Source organism: Bradyrhizobium sp. Pha-3 (assembly GCF_042258615.1).
Taxonomy (GTDB): domain Bacteria; phylum Pseudomonadota; class Alphaproteobacteria; order Rhizobiales; family Xanthobacteraceae; genus Bradyrhizobium.
Map to the genome: position 1 here is coordinate 5,310,662 of NZ_CP170152.1, position 14,586 is coordinate 5,325,247.

Consider the following 14,586-nt stretch of genomic DNA (forward strand, 5'->3'; position numbering starts at 1 on the left):
TGTGCTATGGTTTGCGTATGAAATCCGCAGTTCATTGAATTCGCTGGGATTTCATGCGATATACATACGGTCGTTTGCTTGTTTCCGGCACTCCCTGACAAGCCAACATCCCTCCGAGGCCTCGATGGCACGTACGATCGGCTCACATGGCCCCACGACGCTGGAGGCGATCCGCAAGGCCGGCGTGCGCCTGATCTTCGAGCGCGGCTACGAGGCGATGAGCCTGCGCCAGCTCGCCGCCGAGGTCGGCATCCAGGCCGGCTCACTCTACAACCATATCTCAACCAAGCAGGACCTGCTGTTCGATCTGGTGCAGGAGCATATCAACGATTTGCTGCGCGAGCTCGATCTCGCGCTGGAGGGCAAGGCCGATCCGGTCGAAAGGCTGCGCGCCTTCGTTGCCTTCCATGTCAGCTACCATATGACCCGCAAGCGCGAGGTCTTCATTGCCAATTCCGAACTGCGCAGCCTCGAGGCGAAGAACTACGAGGCCGTGGTGACGTTGCGCGGCGCCTATGAGCAGCGGCTGGCGCAGATCCTCACCGAGGGGGTCTCGGACGGCGTGTTCGAGGTCGGCGACATCCAGGTCGCGACGTTTGCCATCATCGCGCTGCTGACGGGTCTGTGCACCTGGTACCGCCCCGGCGGCCGGCTGACCCGCGATGCCATTATCGCGGCACACGAGAAGCTGGTACTGTCGGGCGTCGCGCCGCAGGCCGCGCTCGGTCAGGTCGGCAACGGCATCAAGGGCCCGCGGACTGCGGTAGCGGGCTCGTGACTGTGACAGAGCGCCCACAGCTCGATGAAATCGATCTGCGGATCCTGTCCGAATTGCAGCGGGACGGCCGGATCAGGATCAACGAGCTCGCCGAGCGCGTCGGCATCACCGCCCCGCCCTGCCTGCGCCGGGTCCGCGCCCTGCGCAGCCGCGGCGTGGTGCAGGCGATCCGCGCCACGCTGGACGAGCGGCTATTGGGCTATGAGGTGACGACCTTCGTCCTGATCCAGCTCGACAGCCAGACCCTGACGGCGATCGAGGCGTTCGAGGCCGCGGTGGCGGCCGTGCCGCGCTTCCTGCAATGCTGGCGGATATCGGGCGATGCCGATTTCATGCTGAGATGCGTCGCACCCAGCGTCGACGACATGCGTCAGCAGCTGCTGCAATTCGCCGGCCTGCCCAACGTGCGTAAAATTAGAAGCTTTCCGGTGCTCGGCGTCTCCAAGGATGCGCCGCTGCCGATCCCGGGCGCCCTCGCCGCGCCAAGCCCTGCGAGCTGATCGTCAGCCCTGATGGGCCAGATCCAACCTTAGTGCGTCCAAGGCTCCCAGCGGCGGAATGCAAAATTGTCGGCATAGGCGATCTGGCGGTGCGCCGAATCCTTCGGCTCGATCACCTGGTAGGCGATGCCCTTGCGCTCGCAATAGGCGACCGCCTCCTCCTTGGTCTCGAAGTGCAGTGTGAGCTGCTGCTTCATGTCGGTGGACGAGGTCCAGCCCATCAAGGGCTCCACGGTGCGCGGCTGCTCCGGCTCATAATCCAGCTGCCACTCCTTGGTCTTGGCACGTCCCGATTGCATCGCGTTTTTGGCGGGCTTAAAAATGCGTGCGGTCATGGATGGTCGGCCCCGTGGGATGTGCGATATGGAAGCGATTTGAAGGAAACCGCCGGGATAGTATAGAGACACCGTTCAACGATCTGATCGGTGATTCCTCGATCTCGGAGGGAGCCTTCGCCGGACCGGTATAGTCATTCTACCGCGCTGTGACAATCTGGCCTCGGGAGGCTTCCATTTGGAGTCCTCCGGGCCCGCGGCGCGGCCTTCTCGACAGCATCATATCGAGGAAGCGGCGCCCCATGGAAATCCACGCTCACCTGCCCGAAAAAGGACGTGACCTCCGGCTCGACCTGTTCCGCGGGATCGCGAACTGGGCGATCTATCTCGATCACATCCCCGACAATATCGTGAACTGGATCACGACGCGGAACTACGGCTTCAGCGACGCCGCGGACCTGTTCGTCTTCATCTCCGGCTACACCGCGTCCTTCGTCTATGCCCGCATGATGCTGGAGCGGGGCTTCATCGTCGGCGCCACTAGGCTGACCAAGCGGGTCTGGCAGCTCTACGTCGCCCACATCATCCTGTTCGTGATCTACATCGCCTCGATCAGCTATCTGGCGCTACGCTTCGGCGATTCCGAGATCATCAACGAGTTCAATGTCGCGGGCCTCGTCGACAACGCCACCGAGACGCTGCGCCAGGGACTTTTCCTGAAGTTCAAGCCGGTCAATCTCGACGTGCTGCCGCTCTACATCGTGCTGATGGGGCTGTTTCCGCCGGTGCTGTGGTTCATGCTGCGGCAGCCGAACTGGACCATGCTGGCCTCGCTCGCGCTGTGGCTGGTGTCGCGGCACATGGGCTGGAACCTGCCCGCCTACCCGGCCGGGACCTGGTACTTCAATCCGTTCGCCTGGCAGGTGCTGTTCGTGTTCGGCTCGTGGTGCGCCATGGGCGGCGCGCGCCAGAACATGCACATCATCAATTCACGCTACACGCTGTGGTTCTGCATCGCCTATCTGATCTTCGCCCTGATCATGACGATGGCCGGCCGCTTTCCGGACTTCGGCGCGATGTTCCCGGACTGGCTCTATTCGACCTTCAACCCGAACGACAAGACCAACCTCGCGCCCTATCGCTTCCTGCACTTCGTGGTGATCACGGTGCTCGCCATCCGCTTCGTCCCGAAGGACTGGTCGGCGCTGGAGTGGAAGGTGTTCGATCCGGTGATCGTCTGCGGCCAGCAGTCGCTCGCGGTGTTCTGTGTCGGCGTGTTTCTGTCCTTTGTCGGACATTTCGAGCTCTCGATGAGCTCGGGCTCGCTGTTCGCGCAGATCTTCGTCAGCATCTCCGGCATCGCGATCATGACGATCGTGGCCTATTACATCTCGTGGTCGAAGCGGCAGGACAAGCCGATCAAGCCGCCGGCGCCGAAACCCGCGGCGCCGGCAAAGGCAACGTGACAAAGCGCGTCATTTGCCCGGCCGCCGCCCTTTGCCACCCGGCTGGCCGCTTCGCCACCTGCCCTGCGAAGTGAACCCATCCCAGGTGGTGGTCCAGCGATACTCGGCCGCCGGCGCCTTCGCGATGCTATCGGAGCTGCGCGCTCCCTCCAGGGCAAACGTGGCGCCCTGCGGGTCAAGGCAGCGAACAATCCAACTGCCGTTCGGCAGCTCCAGCGGCCCCTCATAGACCCGTCCGCCACCGGCCCTGACTCGCACGATGGCTGCGTCGACGTCGTCGACGTTGAAATAGTAAAGCCAGAACGGGATCGGTTCGAGCGGACGCTTGTTGAAGATTCCACCGATGGTCTGCCCACCAGCAGAGAACAGTTGGTAGGACTCGGCGCCGGCGACGTCGCTGTCGACCTGCCGCCAGCCGAAAACCTCGCTGTAGAAACCAAAGGCCTTCCGCCAATCGGCAGCCAGCAGTTCATGCCAGCCGACCCGCCCAGGGGCATCGAGGCCTTCAACCGCGGGCCGAGCGATCCTTGATCCGCTAAGCAATCCGAACGTCGCCCGCTGCGGATCGGCGACGATCGAGATACGGCCGATATTGGTGCCGGTCGGCGGCACGTAGACGGCGCCACCACGTTCTCGCATTCGGCGGACCGCAAGCTCCATGTCGTCAACACCGACATAACCAATCCATCGCGGGGTTGCGCCCTGGCGTATGCCCTCCTCCGGCAACTCCATCAGACCGCTTCGGGTGAGCTCGCCCGACATGAACAATTGGTAAGAAATCGCCGGTGTAGACGCATCCTTCGTCACCCAGCCGAGGACGCTGCCGTAAAAGGCACTCGCGCCTCCCACGTCCGTGGTCAGCAGCTCATACCAAGCGAAGCTCGCACCATCATCAGCCATGCCGATCCCTCGCTTCGGCGGCGGGGCAACCGCAGTGCAGCATGCAAATTCCCACATCGTCAACGATCGCGCCTGAGCGACAAGGCCGGCCAATCATCGCGTTCATCAAGATGAACCTAGGAACGAAGATGAACGACAGCACTTGATGCACGACGCTAGCGCCTCGCGAGACTGTGCGCGCAGCGCGTCTTGCATGCAGCTGCGACAATTTGTACAACTGCGCGAGAGTTGAATTCGACAACACGTCTAGAATGGAGGATGCGAGCATGCCGAAGCAAGCCCCCAAGACCAAGCGTGTGACCAGCAAGCGTATGACCAAGGCCGCTGTGCCCGCTTTGGGTGCAGCCGGATTGACTTTCTCGCTGGTAGGGGGTGCATCCGCATCCGCCGTTCCGGCAGCAGACGCGCCGCAGACTCAGAAGTACGGACCGACGCAAGCCATCACACTCGGCGAAGAAGAAATCGCCGACGTCAGCCTGGCGACGTTCCACCTGTTCGACAAGGAAGACATCGGAGCCGGCGTCCAGGTGGCGTGGCGCGGATGCGGCGGCTGCCGAGGTTGCCGTGGCTGCCGCGCCTGTCGCTGCGGTGGCTGCCGCGCCTGTCGCTGCGGTGGCTGCGCTGGTTGCGGCGGCGGCTGCTGTCTGTCGTGGGGCGCCTGCCGCATCTGCTAGTCGAAACAGCATCGCGTTGACACACATCGATCGTCATGGCCGGGTCCGACACACGTCGACCCGGCCAAATTTGTATTGTCTCCGTATCGTTGCGCGGCTCGCTGCGGGCGATGGCGCGGAGGTGTCGGGGCCGGCGCCTCGCCCGCTTCAATGATCGACCCACAAGCTGCACAGGAACGATTCTTTGCCAGGCAAATCCACCCAGCGCGCCAACAACGACGTTCTGCAGTTCGCACCCAATTTCACGGCCTACGTGCTGCCTCCGGAGGTTGTCTGCCTCTATTCCGAAGATCGAAAGTTCTTTCTCCATGGCGAGCTCTATTGCACGCTGGCATCAGCAATCGGTGCAAATGGATGCAGCCTCGCCAAGCTCACGGACAAGCTCGGACGAAAGTTTCCGTCCGACAAGATCAATGAAGCCATCAAGCGACTGCTCGACCGCCGCTATGTGATCGCGAAATCGCCTGGTCCCGGCACCGCCGCGGCGGGGCTTTGGGCGAGCCTGGGCCTTCCCGACGCGATAGCCGAACAAAACCTTCACAACTGCCGCGTTCGACTTGAGACGATCGACGTCAAGGGCGCGGCCGAATTGAGCAAGGCATTGCATGAGCTGGGGGTCCGCGTCGTCAAGACATCGCCCGACCTTACGGTTACGTTGGTGAACGACTATCTCGATCGGCGGCTCGCCGAACGCAACCTGCAGCGCGTGTCCGACGGATCAGCCTGGTTGCTGGTGCAGCCCTCCGGGGTATTTCCCCTTGTAGGCCCCATGTTCAGCCCGGGCGAGACCGCGTGCTGGACCTGCCTGTACGACCGGATGATCCGTAACCGCGAGGTCAAGGGCTTCCTGGATCGCGGCGGAGCGCGGGCGATCGCGGTGTCTCCGCTCGCACAGCACACCGTTGGACAGAGCGCCATCCATTTTGCGGCGGTTGAAGTCGCCAAGGCGATCGCGAGCGGCTTCCGCACCGATCTGCGCAATCACATCGTCAGTCTCGACTTGCTGGGCTCGACCATTGCCAAGCACTACGTGGCAGCGCGCCCGCAATGCCCAACCTGCGGCAACAAGAAACTGCAAAACCCGCGGCGGTCACCACAGCCGGTCGAATTGGGACCCGGCGCCAAGCTGGTCATGACCAGCGGCGGCTATCGCACCGTTCCGTCCCGCACCACGGTGGCGCGGTACAAGAAGCACGTCAGCCCCCTCACCGGTGTGGTGACGCGGCTGGAGCGGATCGAAGTCGATCTGCCGATGAACACCAATTTCTATGCCCAACATAACTTCTCCGCGCCGGCGCAGAACGTGGATCAGCTCCGCGCCGGACTGAGCGGCGGCAGTTTCGGCAAGGGCAGCACGGCCGAGCAAGGCGAGGCCAGCGCGCTGATGGAAGCAATCGAGCGATATTCGGGAATTTTCCAGGGTGATGAGATCCGGGCCCGAAAGCGCTTCGCCGACTTCCCCCCCGGCGACGCAATCCGTCCCAACGACATCCTGCTCTTCAGCGACGAGCAGTACCGCAGCAGCGCCGTGCCGGATCCCCACGACTCACACCACACCCAGCCCGCCCCCGAGCCGTTTGATCCGTCGGCGAAAATCGAATGGTCACCGGTCTGGTCGTTGCGCGACAAGCGGTTCAGGCAGATTCCGACCAGCCTGCTGTATTTCTTCTATCAGGGTCCGGCGGCCTTCGCCGCTGATTCCAACGGCTGTGCTGCCGGCAATACCCGCGAGGAAGCCATCGTGCAGGGCTTCCTCGAATTGATGGAGCGCGACGCCTATGCGATCTGGTGGTACAACCGGTCGCAACGCGCTGCGGTCGATCTGAACCAGTTCGACGATTCCTACGTCCGCGATCTGAAGACCCAACTCGAGGAATCGGGCCGGCGGCTCTGGGTGCTGGATATCACCAGCGATCTCGGCGTCCCGACCTATGTCGCGATCGTGCACTGGATGCAGAACGGTCAGGAAAACATCGAGTTCGGCTCGGGCGCTCACTTCGATCCGCGCATCGCGTTGCTGCGGTCGTTGACCGAGTTGAATCAGTTCCTCTCCATCGGTCTGATGGGTGGTGGCAGCGGCGAGAAGCCGAGCCTCGATGGCGTCAATCCGCTGCGGCTCGACGAATATCCGTTCCTGATTCCAAGTGCCAATCCCGTCATCCCGCCGGCTGCCGCGACAGACGTGCCGCTCGGCAACACCCGTGCACAGGTGGATGCCTGCGTTGATATCGCCGCTCGCGCGGGTCTCGACTTCCTGGCTCTCGACCAGACGCGACCGGACGTCGAGGTTCCGGTGGTCCGGGTCATCGTTCCCGGGATGCGCCATTTCTATCGCCGCTTCGCGCCGGGGCGGCTCTATGATGTGCCCGTCAAGCTCGGATTGCGCGATCGGCCATCGCTGGAAAGCGAGTTGACGCCATTTCTCCCGCACACTTGAGGTGATGCCGGCGTGCGCGCGCCCAGCAAAATGTACCAGAAAAAGAAATCGCCACGCACCACGCCGCCGGTTGTCCTGGTTCGGCTCAACCCGCTCGTCGCGCTGGAAGCGCAACCTAGTGGGAGTATAGCGGCCCATGTCGAAGGCTATTCGGAGCCTCTGGGAACGTTCAGCGCAGCCGCAGCGGAACGCGCCCTCCAACTGCGAGCAGGCCTGCCACTCCCTCGCTCTGAAGGCGACGCGGTCGAGCGAGAGGTCGAGCGCCTGATGCGGCAATTGGCACGCCGCGGCCTGCTGGAATATCGCCTGACGCGTCCGGGCGACGCCAATGATCTCGTCACGATCGAGCCGCAGACCCCTGATTACTGGCCGCGAACGCCAAAGCTCGACGATGCGGCAACAGTCGTGCTGTCACGCTTCGCCTATCTTCGGCGGCGTGGCACCGAGATGGTTCTGGAATCACCGCGGGCCGACGCACTGTTGAGGATCCATGATGCGCGGATTGCAGCCCTGCTGACCATCCTTGCCACTCCTCAGAAGATCAGCCGCATCCGACGTCTGGATGGCTATCCGGGCCCTGCATTGCTTGCGCTGCTGCTGGACTGCCAAATCCTGGTCGAGGTCGACGCTGCAAAACGCGATACGCTGCGAAAGGCGGAAGGCGATGACGGCCTCGTGCTCTGGGATTTTCACGACTTGCTGTTCCATGCCCGCAGCACGGAAGGCCGGCAGGCTAGTCCGCTGGGTGGCCTCTATCCCCACACCGGCCTGATTGCGCCGCTTCCCGCGATCCGACCTGCCTGGCCCGGTAAGACCATCAAGCTGCCGGAATCCGACCGCATCGCCTCGTCGCTGGAACAACTGCTGCATGACAGGCATTCGACGCGCGATTTCGACGATCACAAGCCTATCACGTTGGCTGAACTTTCGACGTTCCTGCACAGGGTCGCACGGGTCCGGGCGAAGTGGAGCGGACAGTTGGAGTTTGCCGACGATGGTCCCGATATCGAATATACCAGCAGGCCGTATCCGGCAGCGGGCAGCGCCTACGAGCTTGAGCTCTATCTGGCCGTCGCGAATTGCGACGGCCTGACGCGAGGTTTCTATCACTACGACGCCGATGCGCATGCGTTGGCAGCCATCGACGTCCGTCCACAACACTTCGAGGCCATGTTGCAAAGCGCGGGATTTGCCATGGACGCGCCGTCTCCACCGCAGGTCCTGATCACGATCGCCGCGCGATTTGGCCGGATCTCCTGGAAGTACAGCGCCATCGCTTATGCGCTCATCCTGAAGGATGTCGGCGTCCTGACCCAAACGCTGTACCTGGTGGCGACGGATTTGGGCCTCGGTGGCTGTGCGATCGGCACCGCCAATATCGATCTGTTCGCGAAGATGACCGGGCTCGACTTTCACGTCGAGGGGCCCGTCGGCCAGTTCGGGCTGGGCCGCGGCATGGAACCGCCTCCCGCCGGATAGTCCTCGATCCGCCGCGACAAGCTTGCCTGGAGGACTGTGATCAGCCGCCGCGGCTGCCGTCCTGCGTGGTCGAGGAGACGATGGTGGCGACATCGCCGAACGTCGTCATGACCGGCGTGACGACCTTGTGCATTTTGGTCTTCGACACCAGCGTGTCGTGCAGCACGAGGTTGTCGATGCCGGTGGTGAGGAAGCAGCTCACCGCATCCTGCGGCGTCTCGATGATCGGCTCGCCCTTGACGTTGAACGAGGTATTGATCAGCACCGGGACGCCGGTCAGCGCCTCGAACTCCTTCAGCAGGCGATAGAGCGCCGGGTTGGTTCCTTCCCGCACGCTCTGCACCCGCGCCGAGCCGTCGACATGCACGATCGCCGGAATCTTGTCGCGCCATTCGGGGCGTACCGGCTTTGCGATCAGCATGTAGGGCGAGTCCTCCTCGCCCTCGAATATCTCCCTCATGCGCTCAGCCAGCACGATCGGCGCGAACGGGCGGAAGGCCTGGCGGTGCTTGACGCGGCTGTTGAGGATGTCCTTCATCTCGGCCTTGCGCGGATCGGCGATCAGGCTGCGGTTGCCGAGCGCGCGCGGACCGAATTCAGAGGGGCCTTGAAACCAGCCGATCACGCGCTGGTCGGCGAGCAGCTTCGCGGTGTCGCGGCAGATATTGTCGCTGCGCTTGGCGTCGATCTGGATGCGCACCAGGAAGCTTTGCAGCGCGGTCGCGACCTCGGCGTCGCTGTAGCGCCGGCCGACATAGGCGTGGTCCATCACGAACGAGCGGCGCTGCTTGAGAATCTCGAGCCAGCCATAATAGGCGCAGCCGATGGCGATGCCGTCGTCGCCGGCGGCGGGCTGAATCCAGACGTTCTCGAAGCCAGCCTCGCGCGCGATGCGCCCGTTGGCGACGCAGTTCAGCGCGACGCCGCCGGCGATGCAGAGGTTCTTCGCGCCGGTGGTCTCGCGGAGCCAGCGCGCCCGCGCCAGCAACACATTCTCGGTGTCGTCCTGCACCCGCCAGGCGATGTCCTCCCAGTGCCGCATCGTCGGGCTCTTGTCCCAGCTGCCGCTGTCGAGCACGAAAGGCTGCTCGTTGTCGGCGCCCCAGAACGGCACGTGCAGCCTGCCGTCCTTCATCTCGAGCAGATGGCCGACCTGCTCACGGCGGCCATAGGGCGCAAGCCCCATCAGCTCGCCGCACTTGTTCCAGTCGCCGAACACATAGGTCGAGACCCGGCTGTACAGCGCGCCGAGACCGGGCATGTTGTAGAACTCGTCCGACAAGAGACCGCGCGCCGGCTCCATGAAGACCTTCTTCAGGCATTCGAGCCTGGTGTCGTCGAACCTGTAGTAACTCTCGGACTCGCGGGCGAGCGGCGACGCCCCATCCCGCGGCCAGGTTTCCATTGCGTCGGCCTGGTAGTTGCCGACGCCGTCGACGATCATCACGACGCCCTCCTTGAACGGCGACACCGCGAACGCGCTGTAGGCATGCGCGAGGTGATGCGAGATCGACACCACCTTGTCGGACTTGGAGCGAAACAGCGGGTGCTTGATCGCCTCATTGCGCTCCGCGATCGGCAGGAACCCCGGCATGTCCTGGTGGAGCATCCGCTCCTCCATCTCGGGCACCGGCAGGATGTAGCAGTTGCTCACCACGAGATCGACGTCGTCGAGCGTGATGCCCTCGGCGGACAGGCAGTAGTCGATGACCTCCTTGTAGAAGCCGGAGGCGTGCTTCTCGCGGGTGATGCGCTCCTTGGAAATCGCATAGGCAATCGCGCCGTCACGCAGCAGGCAGGCGCTCACGTCATGGTCGTAGACGTTGAGACCAAGGACGTAGGTGTGTTGTTTCGGCATGGGCACTCTTCGGGGAGGATTCTGAAACTCTCAGAGAACATGATCGTGTCGACTTCAAGTTCTCGACGACATTTTCCGCGGCTCGCAAATCTATGCTTCTGCGATGCACAAATCACATCGGCGTAATGCAAGATGAACAGGATGAACGGCGGATGAACGACAAGATGAGTGTAGCAACCACATCATCCTTTGCAGGCGGGAACGTAACTTGACCTTACCTGTTGGTCTCAATAGAGTCGTTAAAGCTCGCAAGAACCTTAGTGAAAATATTGTCTTAGCATGCTCGAACCGGATGCCGGTGTCGCGCGTCCAAGCGAGACAGCCAGCATCAGTTCAGATGTTTGGAAGTGACTGGAGATCTTCGGAATGACTAAACGCTACAATATCCTGACTCGTTGCCTTGCAGCAGTCGCTTTGTTGTTCGTCTATGTCGCAAGTACCTCTGCCATCCTGGTCGGCGCCACCACGTCGTCTGCGCAGGCGCAATGGCGCGGACGTGGCTATGGGTATCGCGGCGGCTGGGGTCGCGGCCGCGGATGGGGTTATGGTCGCGGATATGGTTATGGCCGCGGCTATGGCTACTACGGCGGTTATGCCGGTCCCCGTTGCTGGTGGACCCCGCGTGGTGTTCGCGTTTGTCGGTGGTAACAACCGCCCGACCGACACAAGCGATATCGAGGACATCAATCAGGTGCGTCCATCCCGGCGCACCTGATTTTCTTTTTGCGGCTTGGTTGTCCTGCTGGGATTTGGCTCACCCGCCGGGGCTCGGCTCATCTCCGGCACGCAAGAAAGAGCCCCGGGAGACGCCGGGGCTCTAGTCACGGGAGAGAACGCTTCAGAAATCGGGACGCGAGGACGAGCCGCCGGCCCGATCACCCAATGCATCTACGACGTGCATGAGAGCAGATTCGGCTGCCTCTGGCTGTAGCCATGCCGCAACAACCCGCCGTTATGCACAGCCAGTCCACCGGTTCCCGAACTGGGTGAAAACAGCCCCGACGCGCCCTAATCGTCAAGGATCGCGACCGCCCTCGTCCATCCCGCCGACGCCCGCTCGATCTTCACCGGGAAGCACGACACCATGAACCCGGTCGACGGCAATTGCTCGAGATTGTGCAGCTTCTCGATGTGGCAGTAGCCGATGTGCCGCCCGGCCTTGTGGCCCTCCCAGATCAGGCTGGCGTCCCTGGTCTCGGCATATCTCTTCGCGGTGAAGACGAACGGCGCATCCCAACTCCAGCCGTCGATGCCGGTCAGCCGTACACCGCGCTCGAGCAGATACATCGTCGCTTCATAGCCCATGCCGCAACCCGAATTGACGTAATCCGGCTGGCCATACTTCGCGCCGGCGCTGGTGTTGACGACGACGATCTCGAGCGGCGACAGCGTGTGGCCGATGCGCTTCAGCTCGGCTTCGACATCGCCTGCGGTCGCGACGTAGCCGTCAGGCAGATGCCGGAAGTCGAGCTTTACGCCCGGCTGAAAGCACCATTCCAGCGGCACCTCATCGATGGTCCACGATCGTTCGCCGCGGTTCATGGTCGGATGGAAATGCCAGGGCGCATCGAGATGCGTTCCGTTGTGTGTCGAGAGCGAGACCTGCTCGACGGCCCAGCCCTGCCCGTCAGGCAGATCCGCAGCCTTCAACCCATCGAAGAACTGCAGCATGCGCGGCAGCCCTTGCTGATGGTCGATATACTGGATGGTCGGGTGATTGCCCGGAGGATCGGCCGGAACGTCGTTCTGCAAGGGAACCGAGATATCGATCAGTCTGCGCGCCATGGTGCCTCCTCGCGGATTGGTCTTGTCAGGCTGAGCCAACCTGCCAGTCCGCGCGCACCATCGGCAAGCCACATCCGCTCGGGATCAGGTCACGCTCTGCCCCTCTTGCGATAGCGGCGGCAAGGCGCCGCGACGTTGAACCTATTTCCCGCGCGGACGACCCATGGGCACTGGGGATTTCAGGGCCCAGTATTCGGCGACGCCGTCTGGGCGATCCATATTCCGTCCAGGCGGCGTTGTTGCGTCACGCAAGACAATCCCGGCCAAAACTTGGTAGCCGTGCCAGAACGCTGTTCACGCACAGAGAGCCACAGAAACAATCCGTGTCCTCATGTCGGGCGGATTGCTGGTGGTGTTGCCACGACGATACAGAGATACCCTTACAACGATGCTAACCAACCTGCATCTGAATCAAAGACGGGGTTGCGTCGTGTCGGGATTTGATCACTGGAACGGTGCAAATAGAGCTTCCTCGTCCGCCGAAGCGCCACATCTGCGCGATGAGCAGCAGCAGTTCGACCGCTATCACAAATTCGACGACGCCATCTCGCGACCGCCGGAGAGAGGCTCAAGAACCGTGATCTTGGATCGCTACAACCCGCCGGCTCGTTGATCTGGTCAGCTCCCGGACGGCTGAAGTAGCGAGGAGCGGACCGTGGGGGCCCCGCGCTTGCCATTTCAGGATACCAACTGAGCGCGACCTGTGGATTAGCGGAGCGTCGCGACGTGCCGGTCGCTAACCACCTGCTGGTTCGGATCCCACACGTTGGCAAGCCTGGTCAGCGAGAGCATTTCGCCGCCGGACTTTGTCCAAAACGCCGCCCTCTTCCTTCCATGCTCTTCCCAAACGCAAAATCTGGGAAGTCTTTGATTTATATGGTCGGGGCAGCTGGATTCGAACCAACGACCTGCAGTACCCAAAACTGCCGCGCTACCAGGCTGCGCTATACCCCGATATTTCCGAGAAGCCCCGTGGATACACGCTTCAGCCAGCGCCAGCAAGGCACCGGTGCGGGCTTGCCGCGGCGAAATCGGCAGCGGTTTCCGTCCCCGCAGTCGCCTCAAAACGCTAGTGGCCGCCGAACAGCGGGTGGCCGACCCGGTCGCCGGGCTGGATGCCGTATTTCTGCGCGGTGCCGGCGATCACCTCGAGGACGCCCCTGGCGAGCCCCCGCGACGGAATGATCTTGGTCGACATCGGCTCCGTGTTTTCGGCGATGCGCAGGATGCGCCCGTCGGCGCGGATGAAGATCATGTCGAGCGAGATGTAGGTGTTCTTCATCCACATCGACACTTCCTGCTCCGGCGTGAAGTCGAACAGCATGCCTTTGCCGTCCGCGAGCTCCTTCCGGTACATCAGGCCGGTCTCCTTCTCCTGCTCGGTGGTCGCCATTTCGACGGAGAAGACATGCACGCCTGACTTGGTGACGATCTCGAGCGGCTGGACGCTGGCGGCCTGCGCGGCCGGCGCCAGCAGCACACCCAGCATGACGACGAGGCAGGCCAGCAGTTGCGGGTGAAGGCGCCCAACCATGCGAACGAAATTCATCGACAAATACTCACACCGGAGAACATTTTCCGGCGGACCCTAACCCGATGATTGCGGCAAATGCCAGAGCCCTGAAGGCTCGCCGGCGGCTCACGTTTGCGTCAGGGAGTCCTGCTCGGGGCTCAGTGCGACGACAGCGCCGAGGGGCCGGTCTCCGGATGGATCTCGGCGGCCATCATGCCCTTGGAGCCGGGCCCGAACCGCACCAGCACATACTGGCCGGGGCGCAGCTCGGTCATGCCGAAACGGCGCAGCGTCTCCATGTGCACGAAGATGTCGGGCGTGCCCTCCCCGCAAGTCACGAAGCCGAAGCCGCGCAGCCGGTTGAACCACTTGACCTGTGCACGCTCGAGCCCGCTGGTCGCGGTCACGGTGACGTGGGTTCGCGGCGGCAGCATCTGCGCCGGATGGATCGCAGTCGACTCGTCCATCGAGACGATGCGGAAGGCCTGGTAGCCCTTCGCGCGCTGCACGCATTCGACGACGAGCCGCGCGCCCTCATAGGCGGTCTGATGGCCGTCGCGCCGCAGCACCGTCACGTGCAGCAGGATGTCGGGCCAGCCATTGTCGGGGACGATGAAGCCGTAGCCTTTCGAGGCGTCGAACCATTTGATGACGCCGGAGACTTCGACGAGGTTCGCCGCCGTGTCGCCGAGACCGGAGAAGGCATCGATCGCAGGATCGCGCGGCGCGCTGCCGTACTCGCCTTGTGCAATCCTGCTTTGCCCAACTCCGCCTAACGGCGGTCCGCCGAGCTTCTTGGACTCAAATCCGTCCGACCCCATGACCCCGGACCCCACACATCAAATGCAGAGCGCCGACGTTGCGGCGCACCCTGTACACGCTGCTTTCCATGACCAACTCACTTGGACAACTCACCTGGAC

The 14,586-nt window shown here is 62.8% G+C and carries 12 protein-coding genes and 1 tRNA gene; 6 read left to right on the plus strand and 7 right to left on the minus strand.

Annotated elements, in window-relative coordinates; genetic code table 11:
* Positions 1-124: 124 nt before the first annotated feature.
* Complete coding sequence (locus ACE10Z_RS25325) at positions 125-778, plus strand: TetR/AcrR family transcriptional regulator (protein ID WP_375783193.1); 654 nt, start codon at positions 125-127, stop codon at positions 776-778.
* Between the two features lie 2 nt (positions 779-780).
* Complete coding sequence (locus ACE10Z_RS25330) at positions 781-1,278, plus strand: Lrp/AsnC family transcriptional regulator (protein WP_375789918.1); 498 nt, start codon at positions 781-783, stop codon at positions 1,276-1,278.
* Positions 1,279-1,307: 29 nt separating this feature from the next.
* On the opposite strand, the gene ACE10Z_RS25335 is transcribed toward ACE10Z_RS25330, so the two are convergent.
* The gene (locus ACE10Z_RS25335) at positions 1,308-1,613 is read right to left on the minus strand and encodes an ETC complex I subunit (RefSeq protein WP_223967722.1); all 306 of its coding nucleotides are present in this window, start codon (positions 1,611-1,613) and stop codon (positions 1,308-1,310) included.
* Between the two features lie 242 nt (positions 1,614-1,855).
* Between ACE10Z_RS25335 and ACE10Z_RS25340 the strand changes: the two genes are divergently transcribed.
* On the plus strand, positions 1,856-3,019 hold the full coding sequence (locus ACE10Z_RS25340) for an OpgC domain-containing protein (RefSeq protein WP_375783194.1): 1,164 nt from the start codon (positions 1,856-1,858) through the stop codon (positions 3,017-3,019).
* 9 nt (positions 3,020-3,028) lie between these two features.
* On the opposite strand, the gene ACE10Z_RS25345 is transcribed toward ACE10Z_RS25340, so the two are convergent.
* Positions 3,029-3,919, minus strand: a complete 891-nt coding sequence (locus tag ACE10Z_RS25345; protein WP_375783195.1) for a VOC family protein — start codon at positions 3,917-3,919, stop codon at positions 3,029-3,031.
* 266 nt (positions 3,920-4,185) lie between these two features.
* On the opposite strand from ACE10Z_RS25345, the gene ACE10Z_RS25350 reads away from it, so the two are divergent.
* The 3 genes from ACE10Z_RS25350 (at position 4,186) to ACE10Z_RS25360 (ending at position 8,509) form a co-directional block, all read left to right on the plus strand.
* Positions 4,186-4,593 (plus strand): hypothetical protein, encoded by a 408-nt coding sequence (locus ACE10Z_RS25350; RefSeq protein ID WP_375783196.1) that lies wholly within the window; start codon positions 4,186-4,188, stop codon positions 4,591-4,593.
* A gap of 184 nt (positions 4,594-4,777) precedes the next feature.
* Complete coding sequence (locus ACE10Z_RS25355) at positions 4,778-7,030, plus strand: TOMM precursor leader peptide-binding protein (RefSeq protein ID WP_375783197.1); 2,253 nt, start codon at positions 4,778-4,780, stop codon at positions 7,028-7,030.
* A gap of 30 nt (positions 7,031-7,060) precedes the next feature.
* Positions 7,061-8,509 (plus strand): SagB family peptide dehydrogenase, encoded by a 1,449-nt coding sequence (locus tag ACE10Z_RS25360; RefSeq protein ID WP_375783198.1) that lies wholly within the window; start codon positions 7,061-7,063, stop codon positions 8,507-8,509.
* A gap of 40 nt (positions 8,510-8,549) precedes the next feature.
* Here ACE10Z_RS25360 and ACE10Z_RS25365 read toward each other — a convergent pair whose 3' ends face one another.
* The 5 genes from ACE10Z_RS25365 to ACE10Z_RS25385 all read right to left on the minus strand — a co-directional run bounded on the left by ACE10Z_RS25365 (position 8,550) and on the right by ACE10Z_RS25385 (position 14,486).
* Positions 8,550-10,367, minus strand: a complete 1,818-nt coding sequence (locus tag ACE10Z_RS25365; RefSeq protein WP_375783199.1) for a carbamoyltransferase — start codon at positions 10,365-10,367, stop codon at positions 8,550-8,552.
* Positions 10,368-11,375: 1,008 nt separating this feature from the next.
* Positions 11,376-12,152: a cyclase family protein gene (locus ACE10Z_RS25370; RefSeq protein ID WP_375783200.1), complete on the minus strand. Its 777-nt coding sequence runs from the start codon at positions 12,150-12,152 to the stop codon at positions 11,376-11,378.
* Positions 12,153-13,029: 877 nt separating this feature from the next.
* Positions 13,030-13,106, minus strand: a tRNA-Pro gene (locus ACE10Z_RS25375).
* 115 nt (positions 13,107-13,221) lie between these two features.
* The gene (locus ACE10Z_RS25380) at positions 13,222-13,701 is read right to left on the minus strand and encodes a DUF192 domain-containing protein (RefSeq protein ID WP_375783201.1); all 480 of its coding nucleotides are present in this window, start codon (positions 13,699-13,701) and stop codon (positions 13,222-13,224) included.
* A gap of 122 nt (positions 13,702-13,823) precedes the next feature.
* Positions 13,824-14,486: a cold-shock protein gene (locus ACE10Z_RS25385; protein WP_375783202.1), complete on the minus strand. Its 663-nt coding sequence runs from the start codon at positions 14,484-14,486 to the stop codon at positions 13,824-13,826.
* Positions 14,487-14,586 lie beyond the last annotated feature (100 nt).

What these genes read in the sequence shown, in the direction of transcription:
- ACE10Z_RS25325 (WP_375783193.1), top strand. Translation starts at nt 125, where the DNA reads ATGGCACGTACGATCGGCTCACATGGCCCCACGACGCTGGAGGCGATC.
- ACE10Z_RS25335 (WP_223967722.1), bottom strand. Translation starts at nt 1,613, where the DNA reads ATGACCGCACGCATTTTTAAGCCCGCCAAAAACGCGATGCAATCGGGA.
- ACE10Z_RS25340 (WP_375783194.1), top strand. Translation starts at nt 1,856, where the DNA reads ATGGAAATCCACGCTCACCTGCCCGAAAAAGGACGTGACCTCCGGCTC.
- ACE10Z_RS25345 (WP_375783195.1), bottom strand. Translation starts at nt 3,919, where the DNA reads ATGGCTGATGATGGTGCGAGCTTCGCTTGGTATGAGCTGCTGACCACG.
- ACE10Z_RS25350 (WP_375783196.1), top strand. Translation starts at nt 4,186, where the DNA reads ATGCCGAAGCAAGCCCCCAAGACCAAGCGTGTGACCAGCAAGCGTATG.
- ACE10Z_RS25360 (WP_375783198.1), top strand. Translation starts at nt 7,061, where the DNA reads ATGTACCAGAAAAAGAAATCGCCACGCACCACGCCGCCGGTTGTCCTG.
- ACE10Z_RS25365 (WP_375783199.1), bottom strand. Translation starts at nt 10,367, where the DNA reads ATGCCGAAACAACACACCTACGTCCTTGGTCTCAACGTCTACGACCAT.
- ACE10Z_RS25370 (WP_375783200.1), bottom strand. Translation starts at nt 12,152, where the DNA reads ATGGCGCGCAGACTGATCGATATCTCGGTTCCCTTGCAGAACGACGTT.
- ACE10Z_RS25380 (WP_375783201.1), bottom strand. Translation starts at nt 13,701, where the DNA reads ATGAATTTCGTTCGCATGGTTGGGCGCCTTCACCCGCAACTGCTGGCC.
- ACE10Z_RS25385 (WP_375783202.1), bottom strand. Translation starts at nt 14,486, where the DNA reads ATGGGGTCGGACGGATTTGAGTCCAAGAAGCTCGGCGGACCGCCGTTA.